Raw genomic sequence first — 16,989 nt, forward strand, 5'->3', positions numbered from 1 at the left:
GGACGCGCCTGAGCCTGGCTCAGACGGTTTGGAATTCAGCCAGTGAGCCGTTGCTCGATCCAAACTGATCTACCTCCGCACCCATCTGCTGAAGCATGGAGACGAAGAGATTGCTCAGGGGTGTGTTGGCATCGCGTTTGAAGGCGAGGTGTTTGCCGTGCTGGAAGCCACCGCCGGCGAGGAGGATGGGGAGGTTGGTGTTGTCGTGCGTGTTCGCGTCGCCCATGTTGCTGCCGTAGAGGATCATCGTGCGGTCTAGCAGGCGCGCATCGCCATCGGGCTTGGTGGCGAGGTTTTGGAGGAGCTTGTGCAGCAGCGCCATCTGCTGGCGGTCGGCGTCTTCAAGTTGTTTTACTTTTTCGACGGCCTGGCCGTGGTGGCTGAGGTTGTGGTAGCCGTCGGTGGTGTTTTGATCGGGATGCAGTTTGAAAACCGGCGTGGCAAAGGCATCGACCATCAGCGTGACGATGCGCGTGCTGTCAGACTCCAGCGCGAGCTGCGCCATGGCGAGCATGAGGTCAAATTTTTCAAAGAAGAGCTTCTTGTCCTGGATGTCGGCGGGCGGTGGCTGCTGCGTTGCGGGCTTGGGCCTGAGTTCCCACTCGCGGGCGGTGAGCAGGCGCTCCTCCACCTCGCGCACGGAGGTGAGGTATTGATCGAGCCGCGCCTTGTCATCGCTGCCGAGGCTGCGGCTGAACTGCTTAGTGTCATCGAGCAGTGTGTCGAGGATGCTGCCGCGTTCTTCGAGGCGACGGAGCTGCTTTTGCACCGCCGCAGGATCGCCCTGGACGAACATTTTCTGAAACAAGGCGGGAGCGCTGTCCTCGGCAGGCAGCAGCACGCCATCGCGTGTCCAGGAGAGGCTGCGGTTCGCCTTGTCGATGTTCACGCCGAGGTTCAGCGTCGGGAATCGCGTCACTTGCCCGAGCTTCTCCGCCGCGAACTGGTCGAGGGAGATTTGATTGCGAAACCCGCTCTTCGTCGGCCCGCGTGCGGCGGTGAGGAAGCAGTTCTCCGTGCTGTGCCCGCCATTCACATCAGGATGCGAGAGTCCGCTGAACACTGTGAAGTCTTTGCGGAAATCCGCGAGCGCCGAGAGGTAGGGCGACAACTCGTAATCACGCCCCGTGCCCTGCGGAAAGAATGGCTTCGGCAGCACGCCGAGGTTGTTCGAGATCAACAGCATGCGCTTCGGTGTCAGCGGTTTCGCGCCACGCGCAAACACCGGCATCAGGCACTCCAGCAGCGGCAAAGCCAGCGTGACACCCGCACCGCGCAAGAAGCGGCGGCGCGGGAGGCTTTTGGCGATGTGAGGGGAGTTCATGCTGATTTGTTACTCTTGATAGACTCTTCCCATCTGGGCCACGAACTCGTTGAAACTTGAAGCAACCGTCATCGCTTCATCAGGCTCCAGTCCAATGCATGGCAATGCCACAATAGTCCAAGGAGTGCCGTTTCGGGTGTCAAAAGCCAAGATCTCACCACCTCCGTTACTACCAAAGGCAAAGAACCCGGGTGCGTATTTCGGAACTTCATATCCAACACCAAACTCAATCACGTCCTCAGCGTTCCATATTTGAAACCAGCCGGGTTGAACACCCAATTCGCCTTCGCCGCCATTCGTTTGGCGCAGGAACGTCAAATAATCCTCCGGCAGATTATAACCTGATTCAGAGGCGAGTTTAGCGACCATGGTTTCGGTCGCTGGAGGCTGGCGATCCCAAGCAGCGGAGGCATCTTGAATGAGTTCGATAATGGTCATGTCTGTATGACTTGAATGAGGTAGCACACCTCAATCTTTCTGACCTCCGAGAAAAATGCGGCTCTGCACCAGCGCATGCAGCAAATCGCCAACGCGATAGCCATCTTTCGCACATGCATCGAGCATCAACTCGATCTCTGGACGATCCGAAAAGCGCACGGGTGTGCCGGTGGCGTAGATCGTGAATTGATGGAGTAGATTGCGGGCGAGCTGGCGCGGATTGGAGGCGAGGTGGGCCTTGAGATCTCGGATGTTTTGGAAGCTGCGGCCATCCAGCAGCTTGCCGCTGGCATCGACGTGGGCGGCAAGCGTGTAAGCGTAATCATGGCCGGCACGGTCGATGCCGGTGATGCGCTCGCCTTCCTCCAGGCCGCGATAACGCGTGCGCCAGCCGCCGAGGATGTCGAAGTTTTCCAGCGCGAGGCCAACCGGATCAAATCGCGCATGACAAGCGGCGCAGGATTTGGATTTCGTGTGCAGGGCGAGCAGATCGCGGATGGTTTTGGCACCGCGAATGTCCGGCTCGACGGCAGGGACGCTGGCGGGCGGCGGCGGTGGTGGTTCGCCGATGAGGCGCTCCATGATCCAGGCACCGCGCACGACGGGCGAGGTGGTGGTGCCGTTGGCGGTGACTTTCAAAATGGCGGCCTGCGTCAGGAGTCCACCAAGCGGGCTGTCCTTCGGCAGCGTGACCTGGTGCATCGCCGAGCCGCTGAGTGGCTGGAGCGCATAGTGTTTTGCCAGGCGGTCGTTGGCGAAGATGAAATCGGCATCCACAAGCACCTTGGCGGGCAGGTTGTCGCGAATCATCGCGGTGACGAAGGCGCGTGTTTCCATCTCCATGCTTTCGACGAGATAATCATCGAAGCGATATTCGGGATAGAGTCGGATGTCCGGCTCGTCGCGGCGGATGTGGCGGAGATTGAGCCAGTAGTCGGTGAAACTTCGAATGAAGCGCTCAAAGCCGCTGCTGGTGATGAGACGCTCGGTTTCACGTTTGAGCACCTCTTTCTCACGGAGCTGCTTTTTCGCCGCCAGTTCGCTCAGGACGGCATCGGGCCGAGTATTCGTCAAAAAATGCGAGAGACGTGAGGCGATGGCAAAATGATCGTCTTCACGTTCCGGCTCCCGCAGATACAAGTAGTGCCCGGAGCAGAGGAAGGCTTTGTAACCGGCCAGCATCGACTCGTTGAACGGCGCTTTTTCATTGAGCCGGCTTTGGATGAGCGCATCGAACGTCTGCAGCGCCTCCTCAGCGATGGGTTCGCGTGCGACGAGCTTCACGAAGCGACGCAGCAGCGTTTTGGGGTCTTGGGTGGGCGAATAACCGAACAACACGCGATGCGATGGTGGCGGCCATGTTGCCGATGAGATCGGTCCCTCGACTTCGAGCCATTGAAAAGCGACGCCGGGTTGTCCCCCTTCAGGAAACGGCGGGTAGCGATAGGTTGGCGGGCCGCCTTTGACATTGCGGGCGAGCGGCACAGGCAGGCCGAGCAGGCTGTATTCAAAGGTCTCGCCAGGAAGCAGGCGGATGATCGTCTCAAAGGTCGTTTTCTCCGGCGGCACGTCCATAATGCCGCCTGTCGCGCGGACATCGCCGGACACATCGGGGCCGGAGGGCTTGCGCGCACGGAAAGTCATCGGCACCGGCTGAGTGGCTGGCTTGAGTTGATGGCCCTGCAACTGCAACACGGCGCGCGCGGAGAAGCGCACCTTGTATTCTCCCGGCAGCCTCGCGACGAAGCCCTTCGGGTAGCCGTAGTAGGGCCAGTGGGCGGAGCGAAAGAGCGCGAGTTCGAGCGTGGGATCGTCGCGCATGGCATCGAGCTGCTTCGGATCGACGGCTTGGTTGTCCTTGGCGAAGAACATCGCTTCGCGCTCGCCAAAGGTGGATTTATCCGTGAACAAACTCGTGCCTACAGCGCGGAACTTTGTCACCGCAGGCGGTTTGGGTTCGGTGGACATCGCCGCACGCAGCGCAGCTTCGGCGGCATCAAGATAGGCCGTGAGCTGCACGCGCGACATGTCGAGCGTTTCGGCGCATTTGTTGAAATGATGCCCCTCGCGGTCCTCGGGTAGCATGTCACGGATGTCGAGGCTCGGGAGCTGGAGGACATCGCGGAGGTTCTGTTCGTATTCGTCGCGATTCATCCGCCGCAACGGCCCGCGGCCATCCGCGACGACTTCGGCGTGATCTACTGCATGAATCGAGGTGGCAAGCGACTTCACCAAGGCGGCACGTTGCTCCGCAGACAAATCCTCGGCCTTCGGAGGCATCTCACCTTTCTCGACGCGGTCGTGGATGCGAATCCAACGCTCGCGCGTGGCGTGATCGGTGAGATCAAACTTCAGCGCGGTGAGATCGAGACTGCCTTTGGCGGTTTCCTTGTCGTGGCACTCGATGCAGCTCTGCTCGATCTGGGGCGGCACAGTTTGAGATTGCACCGCAGAGATGGGGAGAACGCAGAGGATGACGAGGGCGCGATTCATCGTTTCACGTTGAGGCATTCGTTGAGGTGATCGCTGTCGTAGGCGTGGACGTTGGTGATGCGCATCTCCTCCATGCCGGTGCTTTTCTCGACGCTGCCTTCGATTTGATCCACCAACTGTTCGCGCGTCAGCCGCCAGACGACTTTGCCATCGGTGGTGATTTCGGCGAGGAGATCGCGGCCTTCGTCAGCGGTTTTGAGGTGGAAGTCACCGCAGGCGATGAGGACGTGCCCGTTGCTCGACTGCGACATGCCGAGCAGATAGCGACAAGAAAGGCCGAGGTCTTCGATGGTCCAACAATGCTTGGTTTTGCCCGCTGCGTCGATGTGGAGCAACTGACAACCGGTGGAGGTCGCGACGAACAACGAGCCATCGCCCGGCTGTAACATGGCGAAGGCCTTTTTCACAGTGGGCGTGGGTTTCAGCAGCGGATTGAGCGCAATGCCTTGCAAAAGTTTGCCGGTCTTGGTTTCGACCTTGAGCAGCGTTTTGCGTCCGTATTGGCCGACCCAAAAGGCGTTCTCTCCCGGCACGGCGCGGATCATGCGATAGCGAAAATGCAGTGGATCGTCTTTGAGGTCGGGCAGCGGAGTTTCGCTCATGACGGCTCCGCTGCGGTCCACGATGCGGATCTGGCTCACGCCGCTATCCATGAGCGCAAACTGCTCGCCGCCCTCCAGCACGGCGACGCTGTTTGCCTCCGCGCCTTTGGCACCAGCACGCGCCTTGTGATCCAGCACGAGCTTCTTCGCCGCATCAAACACCGCCAGTCCGCCGCGATGTGCATAGGCGATGCCGCCATCCGGCAGACGCCAGGCATCATAGATGCCGCCGTGGCCGGGATGCTTGAGGAGGTCAGTGACTTTGCCAGCGCGATTGATTTCGATGACCTGGCTGTCAGCAGCGAGGAGATAGCGCTCCTCGGCGGAGAGCCGCATCGCCAGCAAGGCACACAGGAGAAATGGGATCGCGAGCTTCATCGGGTTACAGGGAGTTTAGACGATGCCATTCACCACATTTTCCAGCGGCTGCCCTGTCACCGCTGCGAGCGCGATGCGGGCCGACGTGCTGCGCATCTCGATCTTCGACTCCACACTGCAAAACGCCGCGTGGCAGGTGGCGATGAGGTTGGGCACCGCAGCTTCTTCGGCAGTGCGCAGTGGCTCGTCTTCGATCACATCGAGTCCGGCTCCTGCAATATGGCCTTCGCGCAAGGCGGCGAGGATGGCGGCTTTCTTGATGACGGCACCGCGGGCTGTGTTCACGACGAAGGCACCCGGTTTGAGCAGTGCAAGCTCGCGCTCGGCGATGAGGTGATGCGTTTCGGCATTCAACGGACAATGTAGCGAGAGGACGTCGGTTTGGACGAGGAGTTCATCCAGCGTGCGAACGCGTGTGACTCCCACGGCTTTGTCCGCGCCGTTTGGCAGATACGGATCGTGGAAAATGACGAGGAAGCCGAGCGCTTTCGCCCGCAGCGCTGTCGCGGTGCCGATGCGACCGAGGCCGACGATGCCGAAGGTGAGCGTGCTGAGACGGCGGAGCTTTGGGCCGACTTTGATGTTCCATCCGAGCTGTTTCGCTTCAGCATCAAGAGGCATGATTTGGCGGCACAGGGCCATGGCGAGCGCGATGGCATGATCTGCGACCTCTTCGGTGCCGTAATCCGGCACGTTGCATACGGCGATGCCTCGCGCTCTCGCTGCGGCGATGTCCACGCTGTCAAAGCCGACGCCGTTGCGGATGATGGCGCGGCAGTTTTTGAGCTTGGCGATGCCTTGAGCCGTGAGCGGCATGTTGTGCCAGATGATGATGGCGTTCGCACTGGCGATCTCGTCATCCAAGTCTGCGTCAGTGTCGCAGAGATGTCGCGTGACCTTTGCGGCACTGCCGATGATGGCTTTTTCGATGGCGGACTCCGCATCGCCCTGCGGGGCGGTGCGCCAGTCGATGATGGCGATGGTGGGAGACATGAAATGGGAAGGATGGGAGGAATGCGACGGATGCAGGTGGTTACTTGGCCCAGAGCAAGATGGGTTTGGTGCCGGCGCTCACGGTGGTGTCGTCGGGTTTTACACCAGCATCGTGCGTGATGGCAGGCATGAGGGGCATGCGTTCGGAGCGCATGACATGGGCGCCTTTAAGATCCATGGGAACGTTTTCATGTGTGGCATGCCATGCGGCGAGGATTTTCGGCGCGTCTGCTTTCTCGGGTGTGAACTCAAAGAGATAGCCGTCCTGCTCGGACTTGTGAATGGCGCGAGTGAAGCGGTAGTCGGCGAGGTGTTTGAGCATCCATGCGATGGCGTGATAAGCGGGCTTGGGCTGGAAGTTGCGCGTGACGCCGGAGCAGGCGTGGAAGGCGGGTTTGTCGGCGTCGTTGAAAAAGAAGATGAAGGCTTTGTCGATGCCCATCTCGGCAAATAGGAAGTAGCTGCGCACGAGCCACATGGCCTGCTCGTCATCGGTGCAGGTGATGAACTTGGCCATGTCGCCCTTCGGATCAGGCTTCTGCGTGCTGCAATCCCAGCCGAACTCGCTCACCCACATCTCGCGGCCTGCGGCGTGCTTGTCACGCCAGTCGATCATGTCCTGAATCTTGCTGAGATACGGCACGGTGGAGTCTTCGGGATAGCTGCGCTTCCAGGTGGGCCAGCCGTCTTTGATGGCGTAGCGATGGATGCGCAGCACGTCGATCATCGGCAGGTGCGGTTTGAAAATGTCCGCGCCTTTCCAGTAGCGGTCACTGCCGCCAGCCTCGGTGTTGCAGGTGGCGATCTTGAGCTTGGGATTGCCTTCGCGCAGACCGGCCGCCATCGCTTTGAAAATGCGCAGGTAGGTGGCGTCGTCGATGTGGCCGGGCTCGTTGCCGATCTCGACGCAATCGACGAAGGGATATTTGCCACCAGGGCCGAAGTTTCCGGCGAAGCCCTTCGCATAAGCGTGGGCATCGCGCTCGATGTCTTTCCAGTTCGCCGCTTTCATGTCATCAAACTGGAGGCAGACGCTGATGCGCAGGCCTTTGTAATGCCAGGAGCGATAGACCTGCTCCCATGAGACGCGGTTCTTCGCGAAAGGCCACTCGGGCATGACTGAGGTGTCCTTCGCGAGGTCCCACTTCACTGGATGGTAGTCGCGCACCACGCGGCACACGGGCTGGTAAAGATCTGGCTTGAACTGCACGGTGTGACCGCAAAGGCCGACGAAATCGCGGAACAAAGGACGCGCTAGCGATTCAGCAATGAGGTTGTGAGTCAGCGTGACCAACAGAGCCGTGAGGAGTGAAGGGGTGTGCTTCATGGTGGGCAGCGATTTCATCGCGGAAACGGACGCAGAACCTTCGCCAACGACTGGATGCGTGCATCGTCAGGCTTGCCATCGTCACCGAGCGTGGGCTGGAGCCAGCCGCCTTCGTCGTGCTCGTTCCAGGCATAGATGATGATGGCGTTGGCGGGGTTGAGATCGCGATTGGCTTGGGTCCACTCGATGGCTGCGCGGACGTGCGCTGCGATTTCATCCGGCGTGGCGGTCGTGGCATCGATCAGAGGCTTTTGCTGATGCCATGGCGTGGGGTCGGGCGTGGCCGTGACCCATGAGCACCATGATGGCGGGCGCTCCTGGCGTGGGCGCGTGTCCCAGCCTGCGGTGGCAAAGGTGATGCATGGGGTAAGCTCGCGCTTCCATTTCCCCCACACCTTCTCACTCACCGAATGGGACGTGAGCCGCTCGTAGGTTTCAGGATCGGTGGTGTAGCCTTTGCCCGAGCAGGCATACTCGGAGATGGCATCGAAGCCGAGCGCCGCGCGGTCTTTTTCTGCCTCCCAGCCCATGAGCACGAGATACGGTGCCTTCAGGCCTGCGGCGATGGTTTGGCGCTTCAACTCCTCCCACTCGGCTTTCCCGATCTTGGAGGTCTTGCCGAACAAACACAGCAGCGGTCGGCTATCGAGCACGGTTTGGTAATCAGGATTCCGGAAGTGCTCCACGATACAGCTCCAGGCTTTCGTGCCTGCTTTGTCGAGTCGCGCACCTTCCTCGACGAGGCAGTAGCGAATGCCTTTCTTATCCTTCGCGGCGAGGTAGCGATTCAAACCGATGCTCAAGCCCGGCGCTTCACCGAGATAGTCCACGAAGGCCCAGTAGTTCAGCCCCGCCAGCGCGGCATACGCGATCTCCTGCTCCATGATGGCCTGCGAGTCGCCATTGATGCTCACCTTGCCTTCGTCCATCACACGCGCGAACCACGGCAGGCGAAAATGATACTTCGGCTGCCCCAGCGATGCCTCCACAGCCTTCACCACGCCACCATCGCCATACCAGCCGTCCCAGCGGATGGCTCCGACGATGGGGGCGTCATCGGCAGCGTTCAGTGCTGCCAGCGGCACGAGCAGCAGGCTGAATGTGGCGATGCGGCGAGTCATGGATCAGGCGATGAGTTCTTTAATGACACCATGCCCTTCGAGGCCGGTGAGGCGTTGTTGGAGGCCGTTGTGGTAGAAGGTGAGCTTCTCGTGGTCAATGCCGAGCAGATGCAGCGCGGTGGCGTGGAGTTCGTAGCTGTGGGTGATGTTTTCGACGGCTTTGAAACCGAGTTCGTCGGTGGTGCCGTAGCCGGTGCCACCTTGGATGCCGCCGCCGGCCATCCAGGCGGTGAAGGCTCCGGCGTTGTGATCGCGGCCTTTGCCGCTGCCTTGCGCGGCGGGCTGGCGGCCGAACTCGGTGGTGCAGATGACGAGCGTATCCTCCAGCAGGCCGCGTGATTTGAGATCGGCGAGCAATGCGCTCGCGCCCGTGTCGAGCACTGCGCCCCAGTAGCCGTGGTCGCGCACGAGGTCTTCGTGGCTGTCCCAATTGGGGCGAATTTTCTTCGCAGTGGTGTTTTCTGCGCCGCAGTAGATTTGAATGAAGCGCACGCCGCGTTCGGCGAGTCGGCGGGCCATGAGACATTGGCGGCCAAAAGGGCCGATCTCGGGATCATCGATGGCGTAGAGCTTCTTGGTGAGTTCGGTTTCGCCACTGAGGTTGGTGACTTCGGGGGCGCTGAGCTGGAGTCGCGCGGCCATTTCATACGCGGCGATGCGGGCGTCGAGTTCGGTGTTGGCGGTGCGTTGCGCCGCGTGCTGGCGGTTGAGTTTTTGCAGGAAGGCGAGCGTTTGCTGATCTTGCACGCGACCGGTGCCACTGAAATCCTTCGGCGGAAAAAGATCGGCGATGGGTTGCTCGGTGTTCGTGGCATCGAGCGTGGTCGCCTGATGCACGGCGGGGAGAAAGCCCGCGCCCCAATTGATCGGACCGCCGGGCGGCAGGCCGCGTGGATCAGGCAGCACGACGAAGGCGGGCAGGTTGTCGCTCTCACTGCCGAGGCCATAGGTGACCCACGCGCCCATGCTGGGGAAGCCGGGCAGTGTCTGGCCGGTGTTCATCATGAAGCAGCCCGGGCCGTGCAGCGCGGTCTTGCTCTGCATGGAGTAGATGAAGGCCATGTCATCGACATGCGTGGCGAGTTTGGGAAACAAATCGCTCACCCAGCGTCCGCATTGGCCGTGCTGTTTGAAGGGGTAATAGCTCGGCTGGCAGTTGCCGGGCTTGGACGCGAAGAACTGCAACTTGCCATCGGGATCAAAGGGCTTGCCCGCGCGTTTGATCAGTTCCGGCTTGAAATCAAACGTGTCCACATGGCTCAAGCCACCGGGGCAGAAGATCTGGATGACGCGCTTCGCCCTCGCCGTGTGATGTGGCTGCGCGCCGCGTGCGAGCATGGAGGTCAAAGCCAGCCCGCCGATGCCACCGGCGGCGGTTTGAAGGAAGGAGCGACGTGAGTGATGGGCGTTCATAAATCGATTCATTCTGGGCGTCCGTTCTCGGCGGGCTTCTGGCCCTCGATGAGCGCCTTCGCCTGACGCACGAAGCGGCGGCCGAGGAGTTCGTAGCCGGGTTTGGTGTAGTGCAGGTCATTGGTCATCACGCCTTTGACTTCTTTGTCGTTGAGATCATCGCAATCGACCCACGCGCCATGCGCATCGCCCTTCGCGACCTCGACCTGGGCCTCTCGCACGATCTTCCACGCTGGCGGGTTGATGCGTTCATGATCGCTGATGCGGCCGATGACGACATTCATGTCCGGGCGTTTCAAATCGCGGCGCAGGTTCGCGATGAGCTGCTTCAAGGCATCGGCATAAGGCGCGTGCAGACCGGTTTTCGAGTCGTTCTCGCCCTGCATCCAGCAGAAGGTGATCGAGGCCGGATTCGGGTGCGCTTTGAGCAACTCCGCGAACTGGCTCAAGATACGCGGATAAAAGAACGCTGTCGCTTTGGCACCCTGATCCTTCGCCCTCGCCTGCGTGACATCGACGCCGTGCTTCGTGGCGATGTCGTTCCATTCACTCACCCAGTAACGGATCGGCTGACCTCCCGCCGCGACCTTGATGTAGGCCACATCGGCGTCGGGGAAGAGTTTCTTCGCCTCCGGCTCGAAACCGAGCTTCGGGTCCATGCCAGCCATGTTTGACTGGCCGGAGAGGATGAAGAGATGCGAAGGCTTGTCCGCTGCTGAAGCGAACGAGACGAGGGCGAGTGTGAGGAGAATGAGGTGTTTCATGGTTTAACGAACCCAGATGGCTTTGCCGGTTCCGCCTTTCGGCGTGGTCTTTGGGTAGTCAGGGTTGGGTTTTTGCTCGATGACGCGGACGATTTGGTCGATGTGCAGATCGGTTTGGGCATCGCGGATACGAACGCCGGTGACGGCGACATTGCGCACGGTGCAATTGAGGTCGGGAGAGAATATTTCGACCCAGGTAGCCGGGTCATTGGGTTTGTGTTTGTAGGTCGCGGATTTCGGGCCGAGTTCGATTAGGCGGAAGTCGTCGCGCGGTGGGAAGCCGAGTTTCACGTCGGAAACAACGAGGCCGTTGGTGTTGGCGTGGACCTGGATGCTGCCGGGGCGGTGGAAGATGAGATTATCGAAGCGGAGGTTTTTTAAAGTGCCTACGCCAGCGCTGAAGTCGTTGTCGCGGCCGAGTTCGAGGTTGGGCTGGTCGTAGAGTTTGAAGTCGCGGATGTCTGTGATGCGGCGGATCGTGATGTCGTGGATGGGGCAATCCAGCATGGTGCCATCGCTGAAACGCTTCACGCCGGGCAGCAGTCGGATGGAGTTGGCGGACGGGATGCCATCGGGAGCACCGCGAACGTCCTCAATGACGATGTGATGGATGGCTCCGAAGCTGGGCGCGTAGTTTTTCCATTCCCAGGCATTGAGCGCGACGGTGTCATCGTGCGAGATGCCGCTGACGTTGCGAATGAGTCCGTCGCTCGCGGGGCCGTTCACATGCACGCCATCGCGTCCGTGCTCGTCGAGCGTGACGCCATCGACGGTGAAGTCGCGCGCGTTTGCCAGATGCACGGCGAAGGCCTTGCTCCGACGCACGGTGATGTTTCGCACGGTCACGCGGCGGACGTTTTGCAGCAGGATGACCCCATGCGTGCCATGCACATGCGCTTGCTTCGAGGAATGACCGCGCGTGTTGCCCTCGCCAAACGTTGTCCAGATGCCGCCTTCGATCTGGATGTCAGTATCGGGCTGCGTATCGGCGGGCACGGGCTTGTCGGCAAAGCCGACGATGTGCTCGTTGCGCACCATGCAGGTGTTGGTGCCGGGCTTGAGCTGGATCACAGTATCCGCGTCTGCGGTGAGCTTTTGGCCGGATTTAAGGATGATGGGGCCGTCGAGAACGTAAGGCCCAGCACGCTTTGGAAGATGCACAGCGTTGTTTTTGTCGAGCGTGGCCTGGATGGCAGCGTTGGCGGATTCGCCTTCGATGGTAGGTGCCGGGCGCAATGCAGCAGCATGCGACATCATTGCCGCGAACGCTGCCAACAACAGAATGATGCAGCGCATGAATGTGGGTTCAGAGCGGGCCATGGTCGGTTAATTCTTCTCCCATGGTGCTCTGAACTTGGGCTTTTCGGTGAGGAACTCGAGGCCGCCGCGTAACCTGCCCTCCTTGGTGAAGTAAGGGTGGAAGCCCTGGCCATTGATGCCATTGCCATCGTAGCGGTCGCGACGCGTCGAGATGGCGATGCCTTCGCGCAAGGCCCAGCCCATCCAGCCGAAGCCCGCCTCGCTAAGCAGGGTGGTGTAATACTTCGCCACTTCGGCCCGCGTGGCGTCGTCGAGACAGCCGGGGATGGTTTCGTTGACGAGCAAGGGCTTGCCGTGGCGCTGCTGGATCGCCTTGTAGCTGACGATCTTGGCCTCCAGCGCCTTGCGTTCGCGATCATACGGATGACCGCAGAGCACATCCATGATCGGCGCGTAGGTGTCGATGTTGCCGCCGTTCATGGTGCCGATGGTGATGGGCTGCTGCACACCGCAGGCGCGCACGGTGGCCGCGATGTCGCTGAGCCAGGCAAACTCGCGCTTGTTCGCGTCGCTGTTCAAATCATGCGCCAGCGGCTCGTTGCAGAGATCCCAGATGAGGATGCGATCATCCTTCGCCAGCGGCGTGACGAGCGCCTTCACATACTCCAAAGGCTGGTTCCAGCCGGGCTTCAAATTCTCCACATAGGTGCCGCCGTAGTCGAACTTGGAGTCGTGCCAGCGATTGAACAGGCATGGCATGACCTTCATGCCGTTCTCGGCGATGGCAGCGACGGCATCCATGAAGTTTGCTGTGACTTTTTCAGGATCACGAATCCACGCCGTGAACTCGATCCACAGCCGGATGCAGTTCGCATGGACCTGCTTCGCCAGCGCCACCTCCTCGCGCATTTTCGCGCCGTCGTAAAACCACCACGCATCCTCGATTCGCGCCGCCCATGACGGAATGATGCTGAAGCCGCGCAGCCAGCCGTAGTCAGGATAGGCGTGCAGTGTGGGCTTTGCGGTGGCCGCGTCGAGACGCGCGAGTCCACTGGCGAATGCGGTGACGGCCAGGGTTTGCAGCGCGCGGCGTCGGGTGATGTGTGAAGAGTTCATGCTTTTATCAAAAGTGGCGCGTGGCGGCTTCGGGCTAGTCCACATACACAAACTCGTTGGCGTTAAACAGCGACCGGCAGAAGGCGAAGAGATCGTTGGCTTGGATGAATTCGGTCGCGAGCTGTTGCTCTTCAGTGGTGGGTTCGCGGGAGAAGGCGAGGGCGTAGGCTTGATGGATTTGTTTTGAGAGGTCAGTGCCGACTTCCTTTTGCAAACGCTCGGCGAAGTAGCGGGACTGGCGGAGGATGAAGTCGTTGTTGAAGAGGGCCAGCGATTGCAGCGCGGTGGTGGTGGTCATGCGCGCGGGGGTGAGATTTGCGGGATCGGGGCAGTCGAGCGTGGTGAGGAATTTCTGCGGTGTGCTGCGCACGACGAAGCGATAAATGCTGCGACGCCACAACTCGGGTGTGTCTGCGGTGATGTGCTGATACACGGGGGCGTAGCCTTCGGTGTAAGTGAAGTCGGAGAAGCCCGGGCCGCCCGTTTGCTGGAGATTGAGTTTGCCCGAGACAGCGAGCACAAAATCGCGCGTGGCCTCAGCTTCGATGCGGCGTGGGTTTTGTCGCCAGAGGAGGCGGTTGTTGGAGTCGATCTCCAAGGAACGGCGGTTTTCAACCGCCGAGGGCGCCTGCAAAGCGCCCCTCCTTGAGCCCTGCCGATAGGTCTGCGACATCACAATCAGCTTGTGCATGTGCTTGAGTGACCAACCGCTTTTAAGCAGCTCTTCAGCGAGATAATCGAGCAATTCGATATGAGATGGCTGACCACCGCCGAGGCCGAAGTCGCTGGGCGTATTCACGATGCCTTGAGCGAAATGCCAGTGCCAGAGGCGGTTCACGATGACGCGCCGCGTCAATGGATTGCGCGGATCAGTGATCCAGGCGGCGAGAGCATTGCGGCGCTCGCCTTCGGGCGTGTCGAGGGTGCCGAGTTCGGGTTTGAGATCGCGCAGGAGGCTGAGGGTGCCGGGCGGGATGGATTCGTCGGCGGGGGACTCGGGATCGCCACGCTTTAGGATCTGCACAGCGGGCGGTTTGTCGGCGATGACGGCATAGACTCTGTCCGTGGTGACTTTGGCGTTCAGTTTCGCGCTGAGCTGCTTTTCCTCGGCTCGCAGCGTTTCCACGCGGGCTTTGTCGGCGGCGGAGAGCGGCTGGGATTCGATGTCGAGGGTGAGTTTGGCATCACCGAGGAACAAGAGATCGTTGCCGATACCGCCGTCGCCACCATCCGTGGCGATCACGGTGAGCGTCGGCGCATTAGCGGGGATGCTGAGGTCGATGCGCGCGGACTCGTCTTTGCGCATCTTGAGTCGCTGGAATTTTTGATCACTGCCAACGAAGACGGTGAAGTCAGCGAGACTGTTGGCGGCTTGTTTGCTCGCTCCAAAGCCGACCATCGCGGTGAGGCGCATTTTCGCGTAGCCACTGGCTTTGCGAATCTCAGCGAGGTCGAAGGTGACAGCACTGTTTGCGTGCAGGCCCAGGATGCTGTGGCCTTCCTTGGCAAAATCAGTGCCGTCGATGCTGGTGGAGACTTGCGAGGCGAGCGGGCCGTTGCGGATGGCATCCCAGGTGTGTGCGGAAGTTGGCGGCACGCCTTTCACAGGTGTTTTGGCGGCGACGTTCACTTCATCGCGGCCATCGGGCACGAAGAGCCATTGCACAAACTTGGGCGCGTTCACATTGCCCCACTCGGGCTTTTGGAGGCGGTTGGCTTTGATGTCACGATGGTAGCCGAGTTTGTCTTTCACGACGGCGCCGTTGCCGATGTGCAAGCCCGCGCCTTTCGTACCAGTGCCGCGTCCGTTGCCACCGCCGATCATGTCGGCGAGATCGAGACCTTCGCCGGTGAGTTTGGCGAGTTCGGTGGTGACTTCGCGAAGACGCTTCTGTGTCTTGGCCCGCTCTGCGGCGAGGCGTGCTGACTCGGCGGTGTCGAGATCGCGATCTCCGCGCTTCAATCCGGCGAACACGGACCACAGCGAGTAATACTCGCGCTGCGAGATGGGATCGAGCTTGTGATCGTGGCAGCGCGCGCAGTTCACCGTCACACCACACGCGGCGGTCATCACCTGCGTGACCATGTCATCAAGATCGAGCGTGCGGGCACTGCGGCGCAGCACATCGCTCTTCGTTTCTACCTGCCCAACATAGTCATAGGGGCCTGCGGCGAGGAAACCAGACGCCGCGATGGCCTGCGGATCATTGGGTGTGAGAACATCGCCCGCGATCTGCTCGCGCAGAAACTGATCATAGGCTTTATCGGCATTGAGTGCGTTGATGACGTAATCGCGGTAGCGCCATGCGTTGTCGCGACGCTGATCACGCTCAAAGCCGTGCGTATCGGCGTAATGCGCGATGTCGAGCCAGTGACGGGCATAGCGCTCGCCGTAGCGCGGTGAGGCGAGCAGGCGGTCGATGAGATTTTGATACGCCTTCGGATCGTTGTCTTGGATGAAGGCTTCGACTTCGGCAGGCGTCGGTGGAAGACCGTGGAGATCGAAAGTGAGTCGCCGGATCAGCGTGCGCCGATCTGCTTCGGGCGAGGGTTGCAGTTTGTTCTCGGTTAACTTCGCGTGAATGATCGAGTCGATGGACTGAGGTGTGTCGAACTTTGTCAGCGGTTGCCATGCCCAGTGCTGGAGGCGCTTGTCAGTCAGCGCGGCTTTATCGGTGGTGTTTTCGGGCCAAGCAGCACCGGTTTCGATCCAGGTTTTGATTGCCGTGATTTGCAATGGCGTCAGCGGATCACCTTTCGGTGGCATGCGCTCTTTGTCGTCTGTGTTGGTAATGCGCTGGTAGAGCGGCGACTTGTCGAGCTTGCCCGCAACGATGGCCGGGCCGTCGTGACCGCCCTTGAAGGCGTATGACTTCGCATCGAGGCGCAGCTCTCCTTTGTGCTTCTTTTCACCGTGGCATTCGATGCAGCGCTCCTGCAATAACGGGCGGATGTCTTGGTCGAAATCAACGGCTAGTGCTGGAACAGCCGCCAGGAGGATGAAGAGAGTGGTTCTCATCGTTTCGTCTTCGTTTTGGCGGCGAGATCGCGTGCGGCTTCGTCCATGTGGTGTTTCATCGCTTTGGCGGCGGCGCCAGCATCATGCGCGGCCACGGCGGTTAGAATGGCGGTGTGGTGATCGATGGCACGTTGCTGGCCGACGTTGCCGATGGTGACGCGGCGGCTTTCGCGACCGAGATCGGCGAGAGATTCGAGCATGAGCTTCAAAATCTCGTTTCCGGCGATGCGGGCGAGCGTGCGGTGAAAGTCGATGTCGGCCTCAACGGCTTCATCGTGGGTTTCAGCGGCCACCAAGCGGTCGTGGATGGCGCGAAGCTGCTTCACATCAGCCGTTTTGGCCTTCAAGGCGGCCTGACTAGCGATTTCAGGCTCGATGGCAGCGCGGGCTTCGTTCAACTGCCGCAGGCGTTCGGGTAATTCGGGCAGCAGCAGTGAAAGGGAGCCGCTGAGCGGCTTGTGGAGCCGGTTGACGGCGCGAATGCCGCTGCCGTGACGGATTTCGAGCAGGCCTTGGAGTTCGAGACGTTTCGTGGCCTCACGCAGCACGGTGCGGCTGACGCCGAGGCGCTCGGCCATGAGACGTTCGGGCGGCAGCCTGCCATCGCCGGACTCGACCTCGTCACGCAACTGGCGTGCGAGACGCGAGCAGACCTGCTCGACGAGCGACAGAGTGGGTTTGAGCGGGGAAAGAGTCATGTAATTGGTAGGAGGTCATACCAATTACGCGGATTGATTCGAT

Annotated in this window: 13 protein-coding genes; all 13 read right to left on the bottom strand. The window is 60.5% G+C overall.

Annotated elements, in window-relative coordinates; translation table 11 throughout:
• Nucleotides 1-19: 19 nt before the first annotated feature.
• Genes U1A53_RS04095 through U1A53_RS04155 form a run of 13 tightly spaced genes read right to left on the bottom strand, consistent with a single transcriptional unit; the run spans nt 20 to nt 16,946 of the window.
• Nucleotides 20-1,324, bottom strand: a complete 1,305-nt coding sequence (locus U1A53_RS04095) for a DUF1552 domain-containing protein (protein ID WP_322279162.1) — start codon at nt 1,322-1,324, stop codon at nt 20-22.
• A 9-nt stretch (nt 1,325-1,333) separates the two neighbouring features.
• The gene (locus U1A53_RS04100; RefSeq protein ID WP_322279163.1) at nt 1,334-1,762 is read right to left on the bottom strand and encodes an SMI1/KNR4 family protein; all 429 of its coding nucleotides are present in this window, start codon (nt 1,760-1,762) and stop codon (nt 1,334-1,336) included.
• 30 nt (nt 1,763-1,792) lie between these two features.
• Entirely contained in the window at nt 1,793-4,273 is a 2,481-nt protein-coding gene (locus U1A53_RS04105) for a DUF1592 domain-containing protein (RefSeq protein ID WP_322279164.1), read from the bottom strand.
• Nucleotides 4,252-5,235 (bottom strand): hypothetical protein, encoded by a 984-nt coding sequence (locus tag U1A53_RS04110; RefSeq protein WP_322279166.1) that lies wholly within the window; start codon nt 5,233-5,235, stop codon nt 4,252-4,254. The genes U1A53_RS04105 and U1A53_RS04110 overlap by 22 nt, the downstream gene beginning before the upstream one ends.
• A 15-nt stretch (nt 5,236-5,250) precedes the next feature.
• Nucleotides 5,251-6,228, bottom strand: a complete 978-nt coding sequence (locus U1A53_RS04115) for a C-terminal binding protein (protein ID WP_322279168.1) — start codon at nt 6,226-6,228, stop codon at nt 5,251-5,253.
• A gap of 40 nt (nt 6,229-6,268) precedes the next feature.
• Nucleotides 6,269-7,555, bottom strand: a complete 1,287-nt coding sequence (locus tag U1A53_RS04120; RefSeq protein ID WP_322279169.1) for a hypothetical protein — start codon at nt 7,553-7,555, stop codon at nt 6,269-6,271.
• Nucleotides 7,556-7,569: 14 nt separating this feature from the next.
• Nucleotides 7,570-8,676 (bottom strand): glycoside hydrolase family 99-like domain-containing protein, encoded by a 1,107-nt coding sequence (locus U1A53_RS04125; RefSeq protein ID WP_322279171.1) that lies wholly within the window; start codon nt 8,674-8,676, stop codon nt 7,570-7,572.
• Between the two features lie 3 nt (nt 8,677-8,679).
• The gene (locus tag U1A53_RS04130) at nt 8,680-10,089 is read right to left on the bottom strand and encodes a DUF1501 domain-containing protein (protein ID WP_322279173.1); all 1,410 of its coding nucleotides are present in this window, start codon (nt 10,087-10,089) and stop codon (nt 8,680-8,682) included.
• Between the two features lie 8 nt (nt 10,090-10,097).
• Nucleotides 10,098-10,853 carry a sialate O-acetylesterase gene (locus tag U1A53_RS04135; protein ID WP_322279174.1) on the bottom strand — a complete coding sequence of 252 codons (756 nt, stop codon included), beginning with the start codon at nt 10,851-10,853 and terminating at the stop codon, nt 10,098-10,100.
• Between the two features lie 3 nt (nt 10,854-10,856).
• On the bottom strand, nt 10,857-12,149 hold the full coding sequence (locus U1A53_RS04140) for a hypothetical protein (protein ID WP_322279175.1): 1,293 nt from the start codon (nt 12,147-12,149) through the stop codon (nt 10,857-10,859).
• A gap of 30 nt (nt 12,150-12,179) precedes the next feature.
• Nucleotides 12,180-13,229 (bottom strand): cellulase family glycosylhydrolase, encoded by a 1,050-nt coding sequence (locus tag U1A53_RS04145; RefSeq protein WP_322279176.1) that lies wholly within the window; start codon nt 13,227-13,229, stop codon nt 12,180-12,182.
• A gap of 34 nt (nt 13,230-13,263) precedes the next feature.
• Complete coding sequence (locus U1A53_RS04150; protein ID WP_322279177.1) at nt 13,264-16,248, bottom strand: DUF1553 domain-containing protein; 2,985 nt, start codon at nt 16,246-16,248, stop codon at nt 13,264-13,266.
• A complete protein-coding gene (locus U1A53_RS04155; RefSeq protein ID WP_322279178.1) occupies nt 16,245-16,946 on the bottom strand; it encodes an FCD domain-containing protein in 702 nt (233 codons plus the stop codon). The genes U1A53_RS04150 and U1A53_RS04155 overlap by 4 nt, the downstream gene beginning before the upstream one ends.
• Nucleotides 16,947-16,989 lie beyond the last annotated feature (43 nt).

Origin of the sequence: Prosthecobacter sp., assembly GCF_034366625.1 — a bacterium.
Taxonomy (GTDB): Bacteria; Verrucomicrobiota; Verrucomicrobiia; order Verrucomicrobiales; family Verrucomicrobiaceae; genus Prosthecobacter.

What these genes read in the sequence shown, in the direction of transcription:
- U1A53_RS04135 (WP_322279174.1), bottom strand. Translation starts at nt 10,853, where the DNA reads ATGAAACACCTCATTCTCCTCACACTCGCCCTCGTCTCGTTCGCTTCA.
- U1A53_RS04140 (WP_322279175.1), bottom strand. Translation starts at nt 12,149, where the DNA reads ATGCGCTGCATCATTCTGTTGTTGGCAGCGTTCGCGGCAATGATGTCG.
- U1A53_RS04100 (WP_322279163.1), bottom strand. Translation starts at nt 1,762, where the DNA reads ATGACCATTATCGAACTCATTCAAGATGCCTCCGCTGCTTGGGATCGC.
- U1A53_RS04115 (WP_322279168.1), bottom strand. Translation starts at nt 6,228, where the DNA reads ATGTCTCCCACCATCGCCATCATCGACTGGCGCACCGCCCCGCAGGGC.
- U1A53_RS04120 (WP_322279169.1), bottom strand. Translation starts at nt 7,555, where the DNA reads ATGAAGCACACCCCTTCACTCCTCACGGCTCTGTTGGTCACGCTGACT.
- U1A53_RS04150 (WP_322279177.1), bottom strand. Translation starts at nt 16,248, where the DNA reads ATGAGAACCACTCTCTTCATCCTCCTGGCGGCTGTTCCAGCACTAGCC.
- U1A53_RS04145 (WP_322279176.1), bottom strand. Translation starts at nt 13,229, where the DNA reads ATGAACTCTTCACACATCACCCGACGCCGCGCGCTGCAAACCCTGGCC.
- U1A53_RS04130 (WP_322279173.1), bottom strand. Translation starts at nt 10,089, where the DNA reads ATGAACGCCCATCACTCACGTCGCTCCTTCCTTCAAACCGCCGCCGGT.
- U1A53_RS04105 (WP_322279164.1), bottom strand. Translation starts at nt 4,273, where the DNA reads ATGCCTCAACGTGAAACGATGAATCGCGCCCTCGTCATCCTCTGCGTT.
- U1A53_RS04155 (WP_322279178.1), bottom strand. Translation starts at nt 16,946, where the DNA reads ATGACTCTTTCCCCGCTCAAACCCACTCTGTCGCTCGTCGAGCAGGTC.
- U1A53_RS04125 (WP_322279171.1), bottom strand. Translation starts at nt 8,676, where the DNA reads ATGACTCGCCGCATCGCCACATTCAGCCTGCTGCTCGTGCCGCTGGCA.
- U1A53_RS04110 (WP_322279166.1), bottom strand. Translation starts at nt 5,235, where the DNA reads ATGAAGCTCGCGATCCCATTTCTCCTGTGTGCCTTGCTGGCGATGCGG.
- U1A53_RS04095 (WP_322279162.1), bottom strand. Translation starts at nt 1,324, where the DNA reads ATGAACTCCCCTCACATCGCCAAAAGCCTCCCGCGCCGCCGCTTCTTG.